This window comes from Halococcus salifodinae DSM 8989 (assembly GCF_000336935.1).
Taxonomy (GTDB): Archaea; Halobacteriota; Halobacteria; order Halobacteriales; family Halococcaceae; genus Halococcus; species Halococcus salifodinae.
Genome location: NZ_AOME01000051.1, coordinates 355,805 through 375,888 on the forward strand (window position 1 = coordinate 355,805; position 20,084 = coordinate 375,888).

General features: G+C 66.7%; 22 protein-coding genes. 14 read left to right on the plus strand and 8 right to left on the minus strand.

Annotated features, from left to right (window positions below; all coding sequences use genetic code 11):
• Positions 1 to 138: 138 nt before the first annotated feature.
• On the minus strand, positions 139 to 807 hold the full coding sequence (locus C450_RS08925) for a potassium channel family protein (protein WP_049909989.1): 669 nt from the start codon (positions 805 to 807) through the stop codon (positions 139 to 141).
• A 126-nt stretch (positions 808 to 933) separates the two neighbouring features.
• On the opposite strand from C450_RS08925, the gene C450_RS08930 reads away from it, so the two are divergent.
• From C450_RS08930 to C450_RS08950, 5 genes are all read left to right on the plus strand, one after another.
• On the plus strand, positions 934 to 2,010 hold the full coding sequence (locus tag C450_RS08930) for an aminotransferase class I/II-fold pyridoxal phosphate-dependent enzyme (protein ID WP_005042807.1): 1,077 nt from the start codon (positions 934 to 936) through the stop codon (positions 2,008 to 2,010).
• A gap of 65 nt (positions 2,011 to 2,075) precedes the next feature.
• Positions 2,076 to 2,450, plus strand: a complete 375-nt coding sequence (locus C450_RS08935; protein WP_005042809.1) for a translation initiation factor IF-5A — start codon at positions 2,076 to 2,078, stop codon at positions 2,448 to 2,450.
• 8 nt (positions 2,451 to 2,458) lie between these two features.
• Positions 2,459 to 3,274, plus strand: a complete 816-nt coding sequence (gene speB / locus C450_RS08940) for an agmatinase (RefSeq protein ID WP_005042811.1) — start codon at positions 2,459 to 2,461, stop codon at positions 3,272 to 3,274.
• Positions 3,275 to 3,474: 200 nt separating this feature from the next.
• Positions 3,475 to 4,260, plus strand: coding sequence for a YihY/virulence factor BrkB family protein (locus C450_RS08945; protein WP_005042813.1), 786 nt, complete (start codon positions 3,475 to 3,477; stop codon positions 4,258 to 4,260).
• Between the two features lie 98 nt (positions 4,261 to 4,358).
• Positions 4,359 to 4,679, plus strand: a complete 321-nt coding sequence (locus C450_RS08950; RefSeq protein WP_005042814.1) for a transcription factor S — start codon at positions 4,359 to 4,361, stop codon at positions 4,677 to 4,679.
• Positions 4,680 to 4,703: 24 nt separating this feature from the next.
• On the opposite strand, the gene C450_RS08955 is transcribed toward C450_RS08950, so the two are convergent.
• Complete coding sequence (locus C450_RS08955; RefSeq protein WP_005042815.1) at positions 4,704 to 5,519, minus strand: aldo/keto reductase; 816 nt, start codon at positions 5,517 to 5,519, stop codon at positions 4,704 to 4,706.
• Between the two features lie 166 nt (positions 5,520 to 5,685).
• On the opposite strand from C450_RS08955, the gene C450_RS08960 reads away from it, so the two are divergent.
• Entirely contained in the window at positions 5,686 to 6,192 is a 507-nt protein-coding gene (locus tag C450_RS08960) for a YkgJ family cysteine cluster protein (protein WP_152424459.1), read from the plus strand.
• Between the two features lie 54 nt (positions 6,193 to 6,246).
• On the opposite strand, the gene C450_RS08965 is transcribed toward C450_RS08960, so the two are convergent.
• From C450_RS08965 to C450_RS08980, 4 genes are all read right to left on the minus strand, one after another.
• On the minus strand, positions 6,247 to 6,723 hold the full coding sequence (locus C450_RS08965) for a redoxin domain-containing protein (protein ID WP_005042822.1): 477 nt from the start codon (positions 6,721 to 6,723) through the stop codon (positions 6,247 to 6,249).
• A 211-nt stretch (positions 6,724 to 6,934) separates the two neighbouring features.
• A complete protein-coding gene (locus C450_RS08970) occupies positions 6,935 to 7,579 on the minus strand; it encodes a helix-turn-helix domain-containing protein (protein ID WP_005042824.1) in 645 nt (214 codons plus the stop codon).
• 103 nt (positions 7,580 to 7,682) lie between these two features.
• Positions 7,683 to 8,546 (minus strand): hypothetical protein, encoded by an 864-nt coding sequence (locus C450_RS08975; protein WP_005042826.1) that lies wholly within the window; start codon positions 8,544 to 8,546, stop codon positions 7,683 to 7,685.
• Between the two features lie 76 nt (positions 8,547 to 8,622).
• Positions 8,623 to 9,342 carry an SDR family oxidoreductase gene (locus C450_RS08980; protein ID WP_049910019.1) on the minus strand — a complete coding sequence of 240 codons (720 nt, stop codon included), beginning with the start codon at positions 9,340 to 9,342 and terminating at the stop codon, positions 8,623 to 8,625.
• A gap of 136 nt (positions 9,343 to 9,478) precedes the next feature.
• On the opposite strand from C450_RS08980, the gene C450_RS08985 reads away from it, so the two are divergent.
• The 4 genes from C450_RS08985 to cruF all read left to right on the plus strand — a co-directional run bounded on the left by C450_RS08985 (position 9,479) and on the right by cruF (position 13,403).
• The gene (locus tag C450_RS08985) at positions 9,479 to 10,057 is read left to right on the plus strand and encodes an NUDIX hydrolase (RefSeq protein ID WP_005042831.1); all 579 of its coding nucleotides are present in this window, start codon (positions 9,479 to 9,481) and stop codon (positions 10,055 to 10,057) included.
• Positions 10,058 to 10,148: 91 nt separating this feature from the next.
• Complete coding sequence (locus C450_RS08990; RefSeq protein ID WP_005042832.1) at positions 10,149 to 11,678, plus strand: phytoene desaturase family protein; 1,530 nt, start codon at positions 10,149 to 10,151, stop codon at positions 11,676 to 11,678.
• Positions 11,675 to 12,574, plus strand: coding sequence for a prenyltransferase (locus C450_RS08995; RefSeq protein WP_005042835.1), 900 nt, complete (start codon positions 11,675 to 11,677; stop codon positions 12,572 to 12,574). Before C450_RS08990 ends, C450_RS08995 begins: the two co-directional genes overlap by 4 nt.
• Positions 12,564 to 13,403 (plus strand): bisanhydrobacterioruberin hydratase, encoded by an 840-nt coding sequence (cruF, locus tag C450_RS09000; protein WP_005042837.1) that lies wholly within the window; start codon positions 12,564 to 12,566, stop codon positions 13,401 to 13,403. Before C450_RS08995 ends, cruF begins: the two co-directional genes overlap by 11 nt.
• A 64-nt stretch (positions 13,404 to 13,467) precedes the next feature.
• Here cruF and C450_RS09005 read toward each other — a convergent pair whose 3' ends face one another.
• Positions 13,468 to 14,421, minus strand: a complete 954-nt coding sequence (locus C450_RS09005; RefSeq protein WP_005042840.1) for a phytoene/squalene synthase family protein — start codon at positions 14,419 to 14,421, stop codon at positions 13,468 to 13,470.
• Between the two features lie 129 nt (positions 14,422 to 14,550).
• Between C450_RS09005 and C450_RS09010 the strand changes: the two genes are divergently transcribed.
• On the plus strand, positions 14,551 to 14,820 hold the full coding sequence (locus tag C450_RS09010; RefSeq protein WP_005042842.1) for a DUF7553 family protein: 270 nt from the start codon (positions 14,551 to 14,553) through the stop codon (positions 14,818 to 14,820).
• 297 nt (positions 14,821 to 15,117) lie between these two features.
• Here C450_RS09010 and ilvD read toward each other — a convergent pair whose 3' ends face one another.
• Positions 15,118 to 16,884 (minus strand): dihydroxy-acid dehydratase, encoded by a 1,767-nt coding sequence (gene ilvD, locus C450_RS09015; RefSeq protein WP_005042844.1) that lies wholly within the window; start codon positions 16,882 to 16,884, stop codon positions 15,118 to 15,120.
• Positions 16,885 to 17,002: 118 nt separating this feature from the next.
• Between ilvD and C450_RS09020 the strand changes: the two genes are divergently transcribed.
• The 3 genes from C450_RS09020 to C450_RS09030 all read left to right on the plus strand — a co-directional run bounded on the left by C450_RS09020 (position 17,003) and on the right by C450_RS09030 (position 20,060).
• Complete coding sequence (locus C450_RS09020) at positions 17,003 to 17,968, plus strand: glycosyltransferase (RefSeq protein WP_005042845.1); 966 nt, start codon at positions 17,003 to 17,005, stop codon at positions 17,966 to 17,968.
• Positions 17,969 to 18,000: 32 nt separating this feature from the next.
• Entirely contained in the window at positions 18,001 to 18,975 is a 975-nt protein-coding gene (locus C450_RS09025; protein ID WP_005042847.1) for a beta-ribofuranosylaminobenzene 5'-phosphate synthase family protein, read from the plus strand.
• Positions 18,976 to 19,280: 305 nt separating this feature from the next.
• Positions 19,281 to 20,060 carry a Nif3-like dinuclear metal center hexameric protein gene (locus C450_RS09030; protein WP_049910021.1) on the plus strand — a complete coding sequence of 260 codons (780 nt, stop codon included), beginning with the start codon at positions 19,281 to 19,283 and terminating at the stop codon, positions 20,058 to 20,060.
• Positions 20,061 to 20,084 lie beyond the last annotated feature (24 nt).

Here is a 20,084-nt window from a genome sequence, read left to right on the forward strand (position 1 = left end):
ACCGATCGTCGATCTATCCGGGCGCGCCGACGGCCTCGAATCCCCCCATCCTCCCACTCGCGCGCCCGGCGACGGTTCCCGCTGCGACGCCCTCCCCTCCTCGTGCTCTTTCGACGCTGTCTTCGATCGACTGACTCGCTAGGCCTCGCCTGTGTCCCCGCGGAGCCGGTCGCGGACGACGCTCACGGCGTCCGGTTCGGCGACGACCGCGAGCTGGTCGCCGGCCTCGATCGCGGTTCGCGGCAACGGGATATCCATCGCTTCGCCCGCCCGACCGTGGGCGTAGATCCGCACACCCTCCGGGACGTCGAGACTGACGACGCGTTCGTCGATCGCCGGTGATCCCTCGGGAACGGTGAGCGTGGTCGCCGCGAGCTTCTCGGTGATGTCGGCGAGGACGTTGAAATCGCCCCCGAGGAGTGCGGTCTTTGCCCCTGCGGCTCCCAACTGCTCTGGGTAGACGATCTCGTCGACGCCCTCGCTGTACTGCTGGTAGACCGCCTCGCTGAACTCCTCGCTGATCCGTAACACCGTGCGACAGCCGCGCTCGTTCGCGGCCGTACACACCGTGAAGTTGGTCTCGGGATCGCCCGTGAGTCCGCCGACCGCATCGGCAGTGTCGAGGTCAGCCTCGGCGAGGACATCGTCGGTCGCGCCGTCGCCCTCGATGACCGCAAAGCCCGCCTCGCGGGCGCGTTCGACCTTCGCCGGATCGTTGTCGATCACGAGAACGTCGTGGCCCTCTTCGGCGAGGATCTGTGCGGTCCGAATCCCGACGCGACCGTACCCGACGATCACACATCTCATGCGGCCCGGTACGCCACCCGGGATTAAAAACACTAACCCCCTGCCGAGGATCGCTCGCACCGATCGTCGTCTCATGGGGCGGTCGTCATCCCTCGAATTTTTGCCGCTGCTCGTCGATGTCGTGATATGGAGATCGAACCGTTCACGCTCGAACGCTGGTTCGACGAGCACGAACACGACGCCGACATCATGCTCGCCGAAAGCGGTATCCGGAGCCTCGATTCCTCGCGGTTCGACACCGATCCCGGCGAGCTCGGCTACGTGATCCCGACCGATGGCGACCCCGAGTTCCGGGCACAGGTCGCCGACCGCTACGACCGCTCGGCCGACGACCTCCTCTTTACCTGTGGCACGCAGGAGGCCAATCTGCTCGCTGTCCTCGCGACGCTCGACCCTGACGATCACGCGGTGGTCGTGACCCCGACCTACCAGTCCCTCTACGCGCTTCCCGAGGCGATCGCGGATGTCACTCGCGTCGAACTCACGCCGCCGGACTGGCGCCTTGACGTGGATGCGGTCGCCGACGCGATCGAACCCGACACACGACTCGTGGTCTGCAACAACCCGAACAACCCCACCGGACGATACCACTCGGGCGAGCGGATCGAGGCGCTCTACGATCTCGCGGCCGACAACGACGCCTACCTCCTCTGTGACGAAGTGTACCGGCTGCTCGCCGACGATCCCCTTCCTCCTGTCGCGAGTCTCGGTGAGTGGGGGATCAGTACGACGAGTCTCACCAAGGCCTACGGCCTCGCCGGCCTCCGGTTCGGCTGGCTGTGTGGCCCGCCCGAGATCGCCGATGCGGCGCGACGCTGGAAGGATTACACCACGATCTCGCCTTCGATCTTCGGCCAGCATATCGCGCGCCAGGCCCTCGGCGAGCAGGAGAAGACGATCCTCGACGAGAACCGCAAGCACGCCCGCCGGAACCACGAGGTCGTCCGGGAGTTCGTCGACGAACACGGTCTCGACTGGCACGACCCCGTCGGCGTCAACGGGTTTCCGACGGTTCCATCGGGGTTCACGGACGCCCGCGAGTTCTGCCGGACGGTGGTCGAAGAAGAGAGCGTGGTGCTCGCACCGGGCGACGTCTTCGGGTTCGACGACCGGTTTCGGATCGGGTTCGGGCTCCCGGCCGACGAGCTCGACGAGGGGCTCGAACGGGTCGGTCGGGTGATCGAAGCACACACGACCGAGTAGCGGCCATCGGGGAACGACAGGGCTGCTTCCAAACCGTTTATACTGCCGGGTTAGCAATCACGGCTATGGCCAGAGAGCAGACGCAGGTGCGCGACCTCGGCGAGGGTAGCTACGTGATGATCGACGACGCGCCGTGCAAGATCACGGCGTACAGCACGGCGAAACCGGGCAAGCACGGCAGCGCGAAGGCCCGTGTCGAGGGCACGGGCGTCTTCGACGGGAACAAGCGCAACTTCACCCAACCCGTCGACGCGAAGGTCTGGGTCCCGATCATCCACCGAAAGCAGGGCCAGGTCGTGAGTGTCGAGTCCGACGACGTCTCCCAGGTGATGGCGCTCGACACCTACGAGACGTTCACGATCAAGACCGGCGACGCCGACCTCGCGCCCGACGACGAGATCGAGTATCTCGAGATGGACGAGCAGCGAAAGATCGTCTGAGGACTGCGGTGTTCCCCGACGCGAGCGCCGAACGGGACGACGCCGACTACGTCCTCGTCGGCGCGCCGCTCGACCGCTCGACCACGTTTCAGCCCGGCGCACGCTTCGGTCCCCGCCGGGTGCGCCAGTTCGCGAAAACGTTCGACGACTACGATCGACGAACTGATCGCCGCTTTTCGGCCCTCGGCGTCCACGACGCCGGCGATCTCGACACGTTCACGGACGTCACGGAGTATCTCGACTTCCTCATGGGGTTGCTCGGCGACGCTGCCGACGACGGAGCCATCCCGCTGCTCGTGGGTGGCGAACACACGGTGAGCGTCGCGGGCGTGCGCGCGACCGAGCCCGACGTGTTCGTCTGTCTCGATGCCCACCTCGATCTCCGGGAGTCGTACGCGGGCGACGAGTACAGCCATGCCACCGTCACGCGTCACGTGCTCGATATCGCCGATCGAGCCGTCGTCCTCGGCGCGCGCGCCGGCAGCGAAGCCGAGTGGGAGCGCGCCGACCGCGACGACGTCACGGTGGTCCCGCCCGGCGACGTGGCCGACTGGGAGCCGGATTTCGACGACGGGACTTCGGTCTACTGTAGCGTCGACATCGACGCCGCCGATCCCGGATTCGCACCGGGGACCGGCACGATGGAACCGTTCGGGCTCGAACCGCGCGAGCTCCGATCCGTCGTCCGATCGGTCGCGCCGTCGACCGTGGGGTTCGATCTCGTCGAGGTGAACGACCGCGACGACGGCCAGGCGGCCGCGCTCGGAGCGAAACTCCTCCGGGAGTTCGTCTACACCCACGCTCACGCCCGAACCGACGACTGACGGTCCCGACACGGTCTCGAACGGTCCACGGCAATTTTCACTTTCACTCCCCGAATCGAGCCCGGGAACAGCGGTGCGATCGCCCGTCCCGTGACGTGCCGGCCCACAGTATATCCTCGTGCTCCTCGTAGCGGGTGTACCGTGTCCGGTCAGAGAATCGTCGTCGCTCGGTGTGACGGCTCGCTGTCGGAACGCCGATCATGAACGAGCGACTCGCCGCCGCAGCCGCGACTGTCCGCCGGATCGTTCGTCACGTGACCGGGAACTACGTGCCCTTTCTCGCGGGGAGCCTCGCATACCACGTGTTCGTCGCGCTGGTTCCCGTCTCCTTGCTCTCGCTCGTCGTGGTTTCGGCGGTCGGCGGCGAGGCCGGCGTCGACTATCTCGTCGAACTGACACAGCCGTATCTCACGCCGCGGGCGCGGGCGCTGCTCGCGAACGCCATCACGGGCGCGGCGGATCGAACAGGACTGGTGGTGTTGGGTGCTGGTGCGCTGGTCTGGAGCCTGTTCAGGATCTTCCGCGGGCTCGACATCGCCTTCGCGACGATCTACGACGCTCCGACTCACGACTCGCTCGGGCGACAGTTCGGCGACGGCGTCGTGGCCGTGCTCGCGGTGACTGGTGGCCTCGCAGCGTCGGTGGTCGTCGGGGCGATTGTCGCGGTAGTGCCGCTGGGGCCGCTCGCCCGGCTCGCCAACCCGCTGCTGTTCGTGGTCGTGCTGGCGGTCGTGTTCTTCCCGCTGTACTACGTGTTTCCGAACGTCGAAGTGACGCCCCGCGACGTGCTCCCTGGCACGGTGGTGGCCGCGATCGGCTGGGCACTCTTTCACGTCATCTTTCAGCTCTACGCCACCTACGCGATCACGCAGGAGGCCTACGAGGTGCTCGGTGTGGTGCTCTCGGTGCTGATCTGGGTGTACGCGAGCATGTTCATCCTCCTCACCGGAGCGGCCGTGAACGCCGTTCTCGGGGGCCACGGCTGAGTCGTTCGACGTCATCGACCCGGGGACGCCGACGACGAGAACGATCCCACTGGGCCGCTGTCCGGGTGCTTTTCACGGTCGCTCCCGTGGACCCCCGCATGCAGTTCTGCGACGAGTGCGGATCGATGATGCACGCAGACGGCGACGAGATGGTGTGCGCCGACTGTGGCGAGCGCGTCCCGAAGGACGGCGAGCGCGCAGCGGCGTTCGTGAGCACCGAATCCCAGACCACCGACGACGTGATCGAAACCAGCGAGGACGCCGCCGACGAGGGCAAACCCACCGCCGAGGTCGAGTGCGACGACTGTGGCAACGATCGTGCGTGGTACACCATCAAGCAGACCGGCTCGGCCGACGAGCCGCCGACGCGATTCTTCAAATGTACCGAGTGCGGTCATCGCTGGCGTGGGTACAGCTAAGAACCGTTCGCCGTCACGAACCGACTACAGTCCGAGTTTCCCAGCGAGATCGTCGTCGAGATCGCCGCCGATGGCGAACAGATCGCGCATCTCGTCGTCCGTGAGTTCGAAGTCGAACACGTCGGCGTTCGCCCGGACGTGCTCGGGGTTCGATGACATCGGGATCGGCGACACCAGCGGCTGTTGGAGCAGCCACCGGATCGCGACCTGGGCGGCCGTCTTGTCGTGGTCGTCGGCGATCCCCGTGACCACCTCGTTGTCGAGGCAATCGCCGACCCCGAGCGGGCTGTAGGCGGTGAGCATCACGTCCTCGTCGAGACAGAGCGAGAGCAGGTCGTCCCGGCGCTCGTGGACGTTGTACTCGACCTGGTTCGTGAGGATCGGCGCATCGGAGTGCTCGATCGCCGCGCGCGTCTCTTCGACCGAGAAGTTCGAGACACCGATGTTCTCCACCGTTCCCTCCTCGACGAGTTCGTTCATCGCGTCAAGGGTCTCCTCGTGAGCCACCTCCTGATCGGGCGAGTGGATCAGGAGGAGATCGACGTACTCGGTGTCGAGGCGGTCGAGGCTGTCGCGGGTCGACTCGATCACCGCGTCGTGGGCGCGATTCTCGCCCAACAGCTTCGTGGTGACGAACACCTCCTCGCGGTCGATTCCGGAATCACCCATCGCGTCGCCGACCGCCGATTCGCTCTCGTACATCTGTGCGGTGTCGACGTGGCGATAGCCCGCGTCGAGCGCGGCCGAGACGGCCCGATACCGCTCGTCGTCGGTGTCCATTCCCGACGTGCCGAAGCCGAGTGCGGGGACCGTCGTGCCATCCACGGTGATCTGTTGCATCCCGAGAGACGTGTTTGCGGCCAGGCTTCAAGATTCGGTTGCCGGCGATGGCTGGTGTGCCCGCCTCGCGACTCCCGACAGGGATCCAATTCTCGGTGAAACGGTCGCGAACGACCGGCGTGACGCCGACCGAAAGCCTTTGTCCGCCACAGCACGGATCTCGTTCGTGAACGAGCCACGCCGCGTCGAGGTCCATCCCGGCTGTGAGGCGGTCGTGGCGTTCGATCCCGACCTCACCTTCGAGTGCGTCGACTCGTGTACGTGGTGCTGTGGCCACGGCGTGTTGCTCTACGATCACGATCTCCTCGGCCTCGCCCAACGCGCGAACCTGAACGACGCCACCACGACCGCCCACGGCGAGCAGTTCGTCCGCCGTGAGCAAAAGGACAGAGACGACCACACTGGCGACGACGGCGCGGCGTGTTACTTCCTCGGCGAGGACGGCCTGTGTTCGCTCCACGCCGAACACGACTGGAAGCCCGCGCGGTGTTCGGTGTTCCCGCTCGAAGTCCACTACGAGAACGGTGAGATCCGCGTGACGGTACGCGACGAGGCCGAAGAACACTGCGAGGGTCTCGACGTGAGCGAGCGCCGCGTGATCGACAACCTCGACGCCTTTCTTCCCGAGGTGCTCTGGTCGCTGGAAAACCCCGAAACGAAGATCGAGCTGTAGCTACCCGAGAGTACCGAAGAAAGCGGCCGGCTGTGGGTCGGCGTTCGTACGAGCTTACGCCGCGGCCTCGGCAGCCTCGTGGACCGCGTCGTAGTCGGGCTCGTTGGTCGGATCGTCGGCGACCCACGAGTACGTAATCGTCCCGTCGCCGTCGATGACGAAGATCGCGCGCTCGGCCACGCCCTGGAGCCCGAGATCGTCGATGTCGAGGCTCACGTCGTAGGCCTCGATGGCCGCTCGATCCATGTCGCTCACGAGATCGAACTCCAGACCGTGTTCGTCTTGGAACGCGGCCTGGGAGAACGGCGAGTCGGCGCTGATCCCGTACAGGGTCGCCCCGGTCCCGCGAAGAGCGTCGAGGTCGTCCTGAAACGCCACCATCTCGTTGGTACACGGCGGCGTGAACGCACCCGGGAAGAAGGCGAGCACGAGCGGTGCCTCGCCGAACTGTTCCGAGAGCGTGAATTCCGCCGGCTCGTCGCCGGCGAGCTTTGCGGTGAAGTCAGGGGCGGAATCGCCATCAGAAACCATCACTTCTGGGTACACACGCCGGAAACAAGAGCATATGGTTCGCTGGTTGAGAGACTGCCATTTCGGCCGATTCCGGGCACGATGGGGGACGAAAACGGTGGGGCGGTCGAGTATGCGATGCCACGCAACGGAACCCGCCCCGAAGGACGATCCCCGACCGCCGATAGGCAATCGCTCGACTAAACGATTCGCGATGACATAGCAAGCACCTTTAGCCGAACAGATCGCCGACGAGCCGCGCACAGCCGCGACGGAGCCGTTCGGAAACAGCCTGGTTCGAGACACCGAGATCCTCGGCGAGGTCGCCGAGAGTGGCCTGACGTGGGATGTCGAAGTAGCCGCGTTCGTGGGCCAACTGGAGGGTTTCGCGCTGGCAGGACGTGAGCCGATCCCGCGGTGGTCCGTCGCTGGGATCGGTGTCGTACAGTCGGTCGAGTCGGAACTCGAGTCCGTGCTCGTCACAGAACCCACTGAACGTGGTCAGTGCTTCGCGATCGGGAAACCGCATTCTTGTGTGCCATCGTCCGTCGGTGTAGCACATTTCGAGGCGGGCTGCCCCGAGATCGATCCACGCGTCGTAAGTCATGACGGGAGCTGTGCCAGTCAGTCGCACGCGATAGAGTCGTCGGTCGTCCGATTCGCTCAGCCGTTGGATGTCGGTCACGGTCTCGTCGCGTTCGAGTCCGCGATCGAACGTCGCGAGATCGTCACCGCGCGCCCAACAGAACGCGACCGGCGTTGCCGAGCGCGTCCCGTACTCCCGCTCGATTTCGAACTCGACCGACGGTGCGGCCGAGAGCGCCGTCGCGAACGAGAGTTTCTCCGGCGCGAGACTGAACTCGGCGATGACGCCCATGCGTGACGGTATGGTACTGAATAGCAAAACACTTCCCCTTCCGTCGGTCATTCGACACGAGATCGGAACCAGGCCGGAATCGACTGGAGACCGGCGCGACGCGTCAGGCGGCGAGCGCCAGCCACGCGAGAAACACTGCCCCCGCGCCGACCGCGGTGCTCGCCACCGCGTGAACCCGGAGGCGGTCGAGCAGCGCGTGGTCGTCGCCGGTGAGCGCCGCTACCTCACCGACTTCGCCACCGACCTCACACTCCGGCAGGAAGTCCATCGCGACGTGAAGGAAGAGTCCGGCGGCGAACCCGAAGACCGCGGCCGAGACCGCCATCGACGACGGCGGCTGGAGCAACCCCGCGAGGAGCGCCGCGACCCCAACCCCGGCCGCCGGGAGCACGACCATCCCGACCGGCATGTCGCGCCGCTGGAGCCGCTGTGCGGCGGCGTAGCCCGCAGGTCCCTTATGTGAGACGATTCCGAGTCCCAGCAGGAGGCCGAGATCGGGCAGCAGCGTGTAGACGGTCCCGATGACGATCCCGGCCGTCAGCGAATGCGCGGTGAGCTGGGCGGTCGTGGTTTCTATGGGGAGATCACGGTGGGCGAATCGGTGGCCGACGGTGTGGCCGGTGTAGCCCGCGAGCAGCCCGGCGGCGATCCCGAACCCGCCGATCTTCGGGTCGTACCCGATCGCCTGCGGGACGAGGAAGACGGCGGCACTCGTGACCATCGCGCCGCTCGCGAGACCGTACCCCCAGACCAACCGCTCCGCGTGGGTGTCGGCGGTCGCCGAGCGTGATCCCACGAGTGCCCCGCCGGCCATCGCGGCGAACGCGACCCAGCCGACGACGAGCACTTTCCAGAGGCCCGCCGTCGCCCCGACGACCGAGAGGCACACGAGCGCGCCCGTTCCGGCAATGCCGAGCCACGGGACTGACCCGAATTCAACACCATCGTCTGTCTCGTTGATACCCATTCGATTAGCAACGAGGTGTTGGTCGTTAATATGCCCGTCGGGTGGCGGACGACCACTCACCACTAGGACTACCGTCTCAGCGAGTCGCTTGCCGCCACGCGCGGAGGTCGAGGATCTCGCCGTCGAGATCGTCGGGCTCGATGACAGTCGCCGCCCAGACGAACATCTCGGCGATCTCCTCGGGATCACGTCCCTGATCGCCCGCGAGATCAGTCGCGACCTGACCCGGATCGACGACGCCCACGGACTGGTCGATCTCGACCGCGAACCCGCGCGCGAGCGCCTCCGCCGCGGCCTTCGAGACGGCGTACGAACCCATGCCGGACCGTGCTTCCCGGGCGACTGATCCCGAGGGCACCAGTACGCGGCCGTTGGTTGCGAGGTGGGGAAGCGATTCTCGGACGGTGGAAAAAACGCCACGGGCGTTCGTCCGGAGATGCTCGTCGACAGCGGCGTAGCTCTCCTCGTCGAGCGGCGTTTCGCCCGCCGAACCGTGATAGACGCCCGCGTTCGCCACCACGAGATCGATCCCGTCGCTTTCACCAGCTCTGGCGGCGGTCTCCACGAGACGTTCGACGTCGTACTCGTCACGGACGTCCGCGCGCTGGACGGTGATCCCGCCGTTCGCGTCGTCCGTGTCGTCGCTGCCCGCTCGGATCTCCTCGGCGAGCGTTTCGAGCGCGTCGGCGTCGCGCGCACAGCCGACGACGTGTGCGCCTTCGGCGACGAACCGTCGCGCAAGTGCCGCGCCGATCCCGCGACTGGCGCCGGTAACGAGTGCGGTGGTGTCGTCCATACACTCAGTGAAGCCGGCAACCCGATACCCGTTTCCGTCCCGGCGGCATCGACCGCTGATCGTCGGCCATCGTCCGGCGGGAGAGGCGTCGATCGTCTCGACGGACTCAAGACGTGCTGGCTGCTGGATCGGGTTCATGACCCATCGAGAGATCAATCTCGACGAAATCGAGCGCCGTCGCGATCGGCTGTTCGATCGCTTCGGCGAAGCGCCCGTCCGCGAGCGCCACGATACACCGGACGCCGATGAGTTCGAGGAGTGGAGCGAACTGTCCACTACCGGCTACATCGGAAGTGCGTACGCGCTCGTCCATCGGCCCCCGGAACGACTACCCGAACTCACCGAGTCGATGGCCGTCGACGGCGACGAGCGGGAGCGCGTGCTCCTCATCCTGGGACGGGGCGGATCGAAGTGGGGCGTGCCTGGCGGCGGCCAGGAGGGCGACGAGACGATGGAGGCGACTGTCCGGCGAGAGTTGCTCGAAGAGGTGGGAATCGCGGCTTCGCCGACGGGGCTGAACCACCTGCGCCACGAGGTCGCCACCTGTGAGGGGTACGACGAGCGTCTCCACGTGCTCCGCGCGTTCTTTCACGCCGAGTACGAGGGCGGCTCGATCGCGATCCAGCCAGGCGAACTCAACGGGGCCGCGTGGTTCGCCGAGCCACCGAGCGCCGATCGACTGCTGCCATCCACGAAACGATTGCTCGAAGAGTGACGGACGGAGACGGGACGAACCGAACGCTTCGGCTCCCTCGACGCCGGCGGGTCCGGCGGTTTTTATGCGCCGCGGCCGTGTGAACGAGTACATGGATTCGCTCTCGGGCGGAACGAGTACGACAGGAGTGGGGTCGGACGACCCGCTCGCCGGGCGATCGATCGCCGTGGTCGGCAGTGGCTTCGGCGGGCTGTCGGCGGCGTGCTATCTCGCCGATGCAGGGGCCGACGTCACCGTGCTCGAAAAGAACGATCAACTGGGCGGGCGCGCCTCCCAGTTCGAGACCGAGGGCTTCCGGTTCGACATGGGACCGTCGTGGTATATGATGCCCGACGTCTTCGAGAGATTTTTCGGTCACTTCGGGAGAGAGCCGACCGACTACTACGGTCTCTCCCGTCTCGATCCCCACTACCGCGTGTTCTTCAAGGACGGCGACCGGGTGGATCTCACACCCGATATGGATCAGGTCCGGGCGACGTTCGAATCCTACGAGGACGGCGCGGCCGAAGCCTTCGACGACTACCTGGCCCAGAGCGAGTCGACCTACGAGGCCGCGATGGAGCGGTTCGTCTACACTGATCGCCCCCGCTTGCGGGACTGGGTCGACAGCGAGGTGTTTCGATCCGCGCCGGTCGGGCTGAACCTGCTCCGCTCGATGGAGGGGCACGTCTCGAACTACTTCGAGCACCCGAAGCTCCAGCAGATCATGCAGTACACCCTCGTCTTCCTTGGCGGGTCGCCGAAGAACACGCCCGCGCTCTACACCATGATGAGTCACGTCGATTTCAACCTCGGCGTGTACTACCCGGAGGGTGGGTTCGGCGGCGTCGTCGACGGAATCGCCGATCTCGCCCGGGAGCTCGGTGTCACGTTCGAGACCGGCGCAGAGGTCACCGAGATCACCAGGCGGCGGGGCGAGTTCCTCGTCGACACCGTGGCGGGAACCCACAGCCCAAATGCGGTCGTCAGCGATGCCGATTACGCACACACCGAGCAGGAGCTCCTGCCCGAACACGAGCGCCAGTACTCGGAGAGCTACTGGGACGATCGCACGCTCGCGCCCTCCGCCTTCCTCCTCTATCTCGGCGTCGAGGGTGATGTCGACCCGCTCGCGCATCACACTCTCGTGCTGCCGACTGACTGGGACGGCCACTTCGCTCAGATCTTCGACGAGCCGGCGTGGCCCGACGATCCGGCGTACTACCTCTGTGTCCCCTCGAAGACCGACGATACCGTCGCGCCCGACGGTCACTCGAACCTCTTCGCGCTCGTGCCGATCGCGCCAGGCCTCGACGATTCGCCCGAAACACGGGAGCGCTATCGCGAGACCGTGCTCGACGACATCGCCGCGAACACCGGCGTCGATCTCGAAGACCGGATCGTGGTCGAGGAAACCTTCTCGGTCTCGGACTTCGCCGAGCGCTACAACAGCCGCCAGGGGACCGCGCTCGGTCTCGCCCATACACTCCGCCAGACCGCGCTGTTCCGACCGCCGCATCGCTCCGAAGCCGTCCCGGACCTCTACTTCACCGGCTCGTACACCACACCGGGGATCGGCGTCCCGATGTGTCTGATCAGCGGCGAGCACGCCGCGAACGCCGTGATCGACGACCACCGATGAGCGTCGGCGAGCGCGTCCGCCGGACGGTCGACCGGCTCGGAGCGCTCGCGCCGCCCGAATCCACATGGTTGGGCTACCTCCTCCGGCTCTCACGCCCGCGTTTTTGGCTCTACCTCGCCGGTCCGGTGATCGTCGGCGTGGTCTACGCCGCCGACGCGCCCACCGACGTCCTCTCACCCGTCGCCGTCGCGCTGTTTGCGTACTTCCTCGTCCCCGCCAACGTCTTCCTCTACGGCGTCAACGACGTTTTCGATGCCGACATCGACGCCGAAAACCCGAAGAAGGACGACCGGGAGGTGCGCTACTCGGGCGATCAGGGCGTGCTCTGGGCGGTGCTCGCGAGCGGCCTCCTCGGGCTGGCGTTCGTTCCCGTCCTCCCCCCGAGCGAACTCGCGGCGTTCGCCGTCTTCGGCTTCCTCGCGGTCGCGTACAGCGCGCCACCCTTCCGATTCAAGACGACTCCGCCGCTCGACTCGGTTTCGAACGGGCTGTACGTCCTCCCAGGGGTGGTCGGCTACATCGCCGTCGCTGACGCCGTGCCGCCGCTCGCCGCCGTACTCGGTGGCTGGCTCTGGACGATGGGGATGCACACCTTCTCCGCGATCCCCGACATCGAGCCCGATCGCGAGGCAGGCATCCGGACAACCGCCACAGCATTGGGCGAACGCCGAACCTACGCCTACTGTGGGGCGTGCTGGCTCGCGGCGGCGATCCTGTTTTTCGTCGTCCACCCGTTCTTCACCCTGCTCCTGCTCGCGTACCCCGTTCTGGTGTTCTCGATCGCACGGTCGTCGGTCGCGGTCGAGCGCGCGTACTGGTGGTATCCCGCGGTGAACACGCTCGTCGGAACGATCATGACCCTCGGCGGGATCTGGACCCTGATCTATGGCGGCTGAGACAGCGACCCGCCGACGGATCGAAGCGCGACTCGACGATCTGGTGGCCGACAACCGATTCACCATCGCGGTCGTGTTCCCGATCGTCGGCGCAGTCCTTCTTCTCGCGAGCGCCGAGGCCCTCGTCGGCCCGCCGTTGCGCTACAACCCCGCTCTCATCCTGCTCGGAACGGTCGTGATGCGCCTCCCCCTCGTGGCGGGACTCGTGCCGGTGCTCGATCGCCGGGCGTCGCTCGGTCTCGCTGTGCTCGTCGCCTACGCCTTCGGGATCGAGCTGATCGGGGTGACGACAGGGTGGCCGTACGGCACCTTCGAGTACACCATCGCGCTCGGGCCGATGCTGGCGGGGGTTCCGCTCGGCCTGCCGGTCTTTTTTCTCCCGCTCGTCCTGAACAGCTACCTGCTCTGTCTTCTCGTGCTCGGCGACGCAGCCAGACGGCGTGCCATCCGACTCGTCGTGGTGATCGCGACGGTGCTCCTCGTCGATCTCGTGCTCGATCCAGGCGCGGTCGCGATCGGCTTCTGGAGCTACGGTGAGGGGGTCTACTACGGCGTTCCCGTCTCGAATTACTTGGGATGGGTGCTGTCGGCCACAGTTACAGTATTCGTGCTCGATCTCACCTTCGATCGCACGGCGCTACGCGCTCGGCTCGACGAGTGTGGGTTCATGCTCGACGATCTCGTGAGCTTCGTCGTACTCTGGGGCGGGATCAACGCCTACTTCGGCAACTGGATTCCAGTGGCGCTCGCGCTCGTTCTCGCTGGTGGTCTACTCAAAACCGATCGGTTCGATTTCGCCGTCGGCTCGATTGCCGACTCACGATCCTGACTGTGTTCGGCACAGCAGCCGTTCTGGGTTTCGACTGAGATTCGACGCCAAAAGTGCCGACGGCTCAGCCCATCGGGCGCGGCTCGCCAACCCCCGAATCCGGCCGCGTCGCGCCCGGCATCGGCACGGTACTCACTTTCGCGAACACCGCTTCGGGGTCCTTGTTCCAGAGCCAGTGCCATCGGGTGCGTGCGAGTAGGGAGAGCTTTCGCGTGGTGCTCAGCTCGGGCGTCGTCGAGAGCACGTCGTAGTCGTGCGCGCGGATCAGCCGGTGGTGGTCGGCGTAGAGCACGGCGGCAAGGAGGACGGGGAACTGGCAGTCGTCTGGGAGGTACTTGATCCCGGCGACGCCCTCGCGGTAGCGCTCCTCGGTGCGTTCGAGCTCGCTCGCCACCGCGGCGGCGAAGTTCTCGTCCGTCTCGCGGCGCTCGATCTGCCCTTCCGAGACGCCGTGCTCGTCGAGCGTCGTTTGTGGGAGGTAGATCCGGTCGCGCTCGACGATGTCCTCGCCGACGTCCCGGAGGAAATTGGAGAGCTGGAACGCCTCGCCGAGCGCGCGGGCGTGCGGCCTCGCGGTCTCTGGATCGTCGGGATCCATGACGGCGGTCATCATCTCGCCGACCGCGGCCGCCGACCCGCCCATGTAGGTTTCGAGTTCCTCGTAGGTCTCGTATCGGCGTTTCGTGATGTCGGTCGCCATCGCATCGATGAACTCCGTGACTACCTCGTCGGGAATCGAGTACTGCTCGCGGAGCTCACTGAACGCCGCGAGCACCTGGTCGTCGGTCTCTCGACGACCGAGCGCCGCCTCGCGGATGCGATCGAGCTCCGTGCGCTGGACGTCCGGCGGCGGGCCGTTCGGATCGTCGACGATCTCGTCGGTGACGCGGAAGAAGGCGTACAGAACGTACGTGGCGTGCCGGACGCGTTCGGGGAGTAGCCGTGTCGCGACATAGAACGTGGTCCCCGTCCGACGGTGGATTGCCTTGCTTTCCGCGAGCTGCGTGTCGTCAATCATGAGGACGTCACCCCTTCGTGCGTGCGAAACTTATGTGTTTGTCCGCCGAAACATCTAAGCAAAAATTATAGTTGAAGCATCATTTGCACGCGACACAATCGTTTTATCCGTACGGGGAGGAGAGCGTCTATGACACGCGATCAACTCCGGACCGCCGGGGAGCTGCTGGCCGACGCGAGACGGGACACCGACGGCGATCTGCGCGAGCGCATCGACGGGCTCGCGGAGCAGCTCGACGACCTCGCCGACGCCGACCGCGGCCCCGACCACGGCCGGATCGCCCGGATGGAGAACGCGCTCAACGAGATCGAAGCCCAGATCGACGGCGACGCCCGCGAAAACGTCCAAGAAGCCCACGAACACCTTTCCGAATATCGTTCGACGGTCAGCGGCGTTTAGACACCCACTGTTTACACGGAGTCCTCCTCGCGCCTCCGACGCTCGGTCGAACCCCGTCTAAAACCGGTTCTCCTGAGCGAAGTCGTTCGAAACGGCTTCACCGTTTCGTGGTGACGAAAACCGTCGGCTTTCGGACTACGAACGCAGGACGCCAGGACTGCGCCGCTTTGACGCGAGAAACCCGCTCTCGCACAATCCGGTAGCCAGCACGCTACCCCGAGAGATCGCACCACTCGTCTTGCGCTTGCGGGCTGCAACCTCTTGCCCGGTCGATTAGCAACGAATCGGTGCCTTCGCTCACTCCTGCTTCGCGCCGGGGTTCGTCACCGCGCCATCGGCCGCCGAACCGAACATCACCCCGTACTTCGCGAGCACGCCAGAAGTGTAGTCGGGGTCGGGTCGCTCGCGCTCGGTCAGGCGGGATTCGATCTCCTCGTCGGTGAGGTCGATTTCCAGGACCCGCTCGGCGACGTCGATCGTCACTCGGTCGCCGTCCTCCAGCGCGGCGATCGGCCCATCGTCGAAGGCCTCGGGTGCGACGTGACCGATCGAGAAGCCCCGCGTCGCCCCCGAGAAGCGTCCATCGGTGAAGAGCGCGACGTCCTCGGCGTGGCCCTGGCCCGCAACCGCCGACGTGACCCCCAACATCTCGCGCATCCCCGGCCCGCCCTTCGGCCCCTCGTTGCGGATGCAGAGCACGTCGCCCGAGTCGACGTGGCCCTCCTGGACGTACTCCATCGCACCCTCCTCGCGTTCGAACACTCGCACGGGACCCTCGTGTCGGAGGCCCTCCTCGCCCGTGACCTTGATGACCGCGCCGTCGGGCGCGAGATTTCCCTTCAGGATACGAATCGCTCCCTCCTCGTAGAACGGGTCCGCAACGGGTCGAAGGAAGTCGGCGTCGATCGACTCGTCGGCGGGCAGATCGAGTTCCTCCAACTCCTCGGCGATCGTGCGCCCGGTGACGGTCATCGCATCGCCGTCCATGTACCCGCCCTCGACGAGCCGGCGGACGACGACCGGGACGCCCCCGGCGTCGTGGAGATCCTTCATCACGCGCGTGCCGCCCGGCTGGAGGTTCACGATCTTCGGCGTCCGACGGGAGATCTCGTCGAACGTGTCGATGTCGAGATCGATGTCCGCTTCGGCGGCCATCGCTAGGATGTGGAGCACGGCGTTCGTCGAGCCGCCCATCGCGACCTGGAGCGCGATCGCGTTCTCGAAACTCGCCCGCGTCAGAATGTCCGACGGTGTGCGGTCCTCGGCGACCGCATCGAGCGCGATCTCGCCGGCCTCGCGGGCGACCTCGCCACGTTCGTCGCTCTCGGCTGGTGGGCTCGCACTCCCGAGCGGCGCGAGGCCGATCGCCTCCGCGATCGAGGCCATCGTGTTCGCAGTGAACATTCCACCGCACGACCCCGCGCCGGGGCAGGCGTTGCGTTCGAGGTCGTCCAGCTCCTCGCGGCTCATCTCGCCCTCGGCGTACGTGCCGACGCCCTCGAAGACGTCCTGGACGGTGACTTCTCGGCCTCCGTGTTCGCCGGGCAGGATCGATCCGCCATAGCAGAAGACGCTCGGGAGATCAGTACGAATAGCGGCCATCATCATCCCGGGGAGGTTCTTGTCACAGCCCGCGACCGTGACGAGGGCGTCCATCCGCTCGCCAAAGGCCACCAGCTCCACGGAGTCGGCGATCACCTCCCGGCTCACCAGCGAGGCCTTCATCCCCTCCGTGCCCATCGAGATCGCATCGGAGATCGTGATCGTGCCGAACTCGATGGGCATTCCATCCGCGGCGTCGACGCCCTCGATGGCGCTCTCGGCGACCGAGTCGAGGTGGACGTTACACGGCGTGATGTCGGCGGCGGGGTTCGCTATGCCGACCATCGGCGAGTCGAGATCCGTATCGTCGAACCCCATCGCCCGGAACATCGCCCGGTGGGGTGCGCGCTCGGGGCCGTCCGTGACTTCGCGGCTCCGAAGATCGTCGGGCGTTCGTCGTTCTGGGTCGTCCTGGGGCTCGTCGTCACTGGCGGCCTCGGGCGATTTCGACTGTTGACTCATACACTCGCCTCGGTGGCCAGCGGCTTAACTTCGGGTGGCGGGACGATTGCTTGCCGCTTCACGCGGGAGTGGAACCGAGTCGAACAGGTTTTGTGGCCGCCGGTGGCAGGAACGGGCAATGCAACCCACTGTGGCCGTCGCCCACTACCCCGAGGGAGCGGGTCACGCGACCCGGATGCTGGCGGTCGCACGGGCGCTCGAAGCCCGCGGTGCGACGGTCACGCTCGCCGGCGGCGGTCACGGCGCACGCTTCATCGAGTACAACGGGTACGAACAGTTCGAACCCGCCCCCGTCGACTTCATCGGCGATTATCAGGGTGGCTCGCTCGGCCACGTCCTCACGAACAGCCTGCCGAGCAGCGCGCGGCGGGTGTACGACTACGTGGGCTGGCTCCGGCGCGAGCAGCCCGACGCGCTCGTCACCGACGACATGTTCGCCGCGATGGCGGCCGAGTTCGCCGACACGCGGCTGTTCGTCTGCACCCACAACGCCTCGGCGTACTACGACGCGGTCATCGAGCAGGGGTTCACGTGGCTGCTCAACCGCCACCAGCTGTTCGCCGCCGAGGCGTTTCTCTATCCGTCGATCTGGCCCGCTGATCCCGGCGACCCGCCGGGCGTGACGCGTGTTCCACCGATCGCGCTCGACGCTCCGGCCGACGAGCAGGAACGAAAGCCGGTCGAGACCGACGTCCTCGTGGTGCCGAGCGCGTACTCGACCGGATACGACGATCTCGCGGCTCGGCTCCGAGACGCAGGCCACGAGGTGACGTTCGTCGGCGGACCGGACTGGGAGTGTGTTCCGGCACTCCTCCCCCATATACGGGCGGCCGACAAGGTGGTGTGTTCGGGCTACTCGACCGTGATGGAGGCCGCGGTCGCCGGCACGCCCTGTATCGTCTACCCGTTCACCGACGAACAACACGGCGTCTCGCGAGTCATCGAGCGCACAGGAATCGAAGGATTTCAGGTCGAACACTCACCCGCCCACGTCGTCCGGGCGGTCAGTCAGCCGCTCGAATCGCCGGCCTACGAGAACGGCGCGGACCATGCGGCGGCGCACGTCCTCGGCGACCGATCGTAACCGACTTTCGCAGACGGACCGAGGGGTCGCCAATGGCGAAGGTCACGGCCGGCGCGCGGCTCCACTTCGGGTTCCAGAGCCTCTCGCTCGCCCGCGAGCGCCTCTACGGTGGCGTCGGGGTCGCGCTCGCCGAGCCACGGATCGTCCTCACGGCTCGGCCCGCCCCGACCGTTCGCGCGGACGATCCCCGCACCGCCGAATACGCCGAACGTGCGGTCGAACTCCTCGATGTCCCGGGCGTCGAGATCGAGTGCCGCAAGCGGTTCCCGCGTCACGTGGGTCTCGGCAGCGGCACCCAGCTCGCGCTCGCAGTGCTCGCGGCGGTCGCGCAGGCGCACGACCGCAAACCCCGAGTTCGAGAGCGCGCGCCGGCGCTCGGCCGGGGCGGCCGCAGCGGGGTCGGCTGTGCGGCGTTCGAGCAGGGCGGGTTCGTCGTCGACGCGGGACACCACACCGAGCGGTTCACCGCCGATCCACCGACGGACGGCGAGTGGACGGTCCCGACGCCGGTCGCCCGCCACACGCTCCCGGACTCGTGGCGGTTCGTGGTCGCGATCCCCGATCTCGATCGGGGTCGGAGCGGCGACCGCGAGGAGCGAAGCCTCGAACGCGTCGCGGCCCAGGCCGATCCCACGATCACCGACGAGATCGCGAAGCTGGTCGCGCGGCGGTTGCTGCCGGCGGCCGCCGAGGGGTCGCTCCAGCGGTTCGGCAGCGCGATCGCCGAACTCGGTCGGCTGAACGGCGCGTGGTACGCCGACGAGCAGGGCGGCGTCTACCGCCCGCCGCTCGGCGACCTCATCGACGACCTCGGCGCATCGTCGGCGATCACGGGCGCGGGGCAGTCGTCGTGGGGTCCCGCAGTCTACGGGCTGGTCGACGACGAACGCGCGGACGACGCGCGCGATGCAGCCCACGACGCACTGTCGTCGGTCGGCGTCGATGGCGAGGTCCTCGTGTGCCGCCCACGAAACGAGGGCACACGGATCGAGCCGAGCGACGAGTGAACTCGGACGGTCGCTCCGGAGGCCACCGCCGATGCGGTAGCGATGGTCGCGGGAACGCACGACGGCCCACGTCTCGCTTTCCGGGAAAATCGGCGCTATCGGTTCGACGAGTCGTCGTCGCGGCGAACGACGCCGCGTACTTTCCGTTTGATACGTCGCTGGGTCTTGCGTGGTAGTCGTCGCCACGCTCGTAGTGCTTTCCTGAACTTGCCCATCGTCGATCACCTCGCGTGTCGTTCGCGGATCGCAACAGCGGTCACTGTTCGACGCACACGTTCTTAACGATCGGGCCTGAAGCGGCCGGGGTGAACCTCTCGACGTTCTGCGAACGGCTCGACGAACGGCTCCGCACCGACGCCTACGCCGACCTCGACGCGAGCGCGAACGGACTCCAGGTCGGTCCTGGCGGCCCAGCAGAAGCCGATCCCGACATCGATCACGCCGCGTTCGCGGTGGATGCGGCGGTCGAGACGGCCGAACGGGCTGCCGACGCACAATCTGACGTGCTCTGTGTCCACCACGGGCTGTTCTGGGGCGAGTTCGAGCGCGCCACCGGCCCGACCTACGACCGACTCGCGCCGTTTTTCGAGAACGACCTCGCGCTCTACGTCTCGCACCTCCCGCTCGACGGCCATCCCGAGATCGGCAACGCTGCCGGCCTCGCCGAAACGCTCGGCCTCGAAGATCGAGAGGCGTTCGGCACGCTCGGGGGCGAACACATCGGTCTTCGTGGACGTTCGCCCGACGAGTTCGCGCCCGACGAACTCCGCGACCGACTCGCGACTGAATGCGACCCGGAGCAAGGAGTCAAGCACCTCGACTTCGGCCCCGAACGGATCGAAAACGTCGCGATCGCCACCGGGAGCGCGGCGGACTGGCTCGACGAGGCTGTCGCGGCCGGTGCGGACGCGTTCGTGACCGGCGAGGGCAAACAGGCGGTCTATCACGAGGCGCGAGAGGCCGGCATCCACGTCTATCTCGCGGGCCACTACGCGACCGAGACGTTCGGCGTGCGGTCGTTGCTGTCGCTGGCCGAGGAGTGGGGCGTCGAGACAACGTTCGTCGACTGTCCAACGGGGCTGTAGCCGACCCGAAATCAGCCGATCCGA

Excerpts from the sequence above, each read along its gene's own strand:
- C450_RS08980 (WP_049910019.1), bottom strand. The coding sequence starts at position 9,342 with ATGGACGACACCACCGCACTCGTTACCGGCGCCAGTCGCGGGATCGGC.
- C450_RS08985 (WP_005042831.1), top strand. The coding sequence starts at position 9,479 with ATGACCCATCGAGAGATCAATCTCGACGAAATCGAGCGCCGTCGCGAT.
- C450_RS08970 (WP_005042824.1), bottom strand. The coding sequence starts at position 7,579 with ATGGGCGTCATCGCCGAGTTCAGTCTCGCGCCGGAGAAACTCTCGTTC.
- C450_RS08945 (WP_005042813.1), top strand. The coding sequence starts at position 3,475 with ATGAACGAGCGACTCGCCGCCGCAGCCGCGACTGTCCGCCGGATCGTT.
- C450_RS08990 (WP_005042832.1), top strand. The coding sequence starts at position 10,149 with ATGGATTCGCTCTCGGGCGGAACGAGTACGACAGGAGTGGGGTCGGAC.
- C450_RS08995 (WP_005042835.1), top strand. The coding sequence starts at position 11,675 with ATGAGCGTCGGCGAGCGCGTCCGCCGGACGGTCGACCGGCTCGGAGCG.
- C450_RS08930 (WP_005042807.1), top strand. The coding sequence starts at position 934 with ATGGAGATCGAACCGTTCACGCTCGAACGCTGGTTCGACGAGCACGAA.
- cruF (WP_005042837.1), top strand. The coding sequence starts at position 12,564 with ATGGCGGCTGAGACAGCGACCCGCCGACGGATCGAAGCGCGACTCGAC.
- C450_RS08975 (WP_005042826.1), bottom strand. The coding sequence starts at position 8,546 with ATGGGTATCAACGAGACAGACGATGGTGTTGAATTCGGGTCAGTCCCG.
- C450_RS08935 (WP_005042809.1), top strand. The coding sequence starts at position 2,076 with ATGGCCAGAGAGCAGACGCAGGTGCGCGACCTCGGCGAGGGTAGCTAC.
- ilvD (WP_005042844.1), bottom strand. The coding sequence starts at position 16,884 with ATGAGTCAACAGTCGAAATCGCCCGAGGCCGCCAGTGACGACGAGCCC.
- C450_RS09005 (WP_005042840.1), bottom strand. The coding sequence starts at position 14,421 with ATGATTGACGACACGCAGCTCGCGGAAAGCAAGGCAATCCACCGTCGG.
- C450_RS08965 (WP_005042822.1), bottom strand. The coding sequence starts at position 6,723 with ATGGTTTCTGATGGCGATTCCGCCCCTGACTTCACCGCAAAGCTCGCC.
- C450_RS08950 (WP_005042814.1), top strand. The coding sequence starts at position 4,359 with ATGCAGTTCTGCGACGAGTGCGGATCGATGATGCACGCAGACGGCGAC.
- C450_RS08955 (WP_005042815.1), bottom strand. The coding sequence starts at position 5,519 with ATGCAACAGATCACCGTGGATGGCACGACGGTCCCCGCACTCGGCTTC.
- C450_RS08925 (WP_049909989.1), bottom strand. The coding sequence starts at position 807 with ATGAGATGTGTGATCGTCGGGTACGGTCGCGTCGGGATTCGGACCGCA.
- C450_RS09020 (WP_005042845.1), top strand. The coding sequence starts at position 17,003 with ATGCAACCCACTGTGGCCGTCGCCCACTACCCCGAGGGAGCGGGTCAC.
- C450_RS09025 (WP_005042847.1), top strand. The coding sequence starts at position 18,001 with ATGGCGAAGGTCACGGCCGGCGCGCGGCTCCACTTCGGGTTCCAGAGC.
- C450_RS09010 (WP_005042842.1), top strand. The coding sequence starts at position 14,551 with ATGACACGCGATCAACTCCGGACCGCCGGGGAGCTGCTGGCCGACGCG.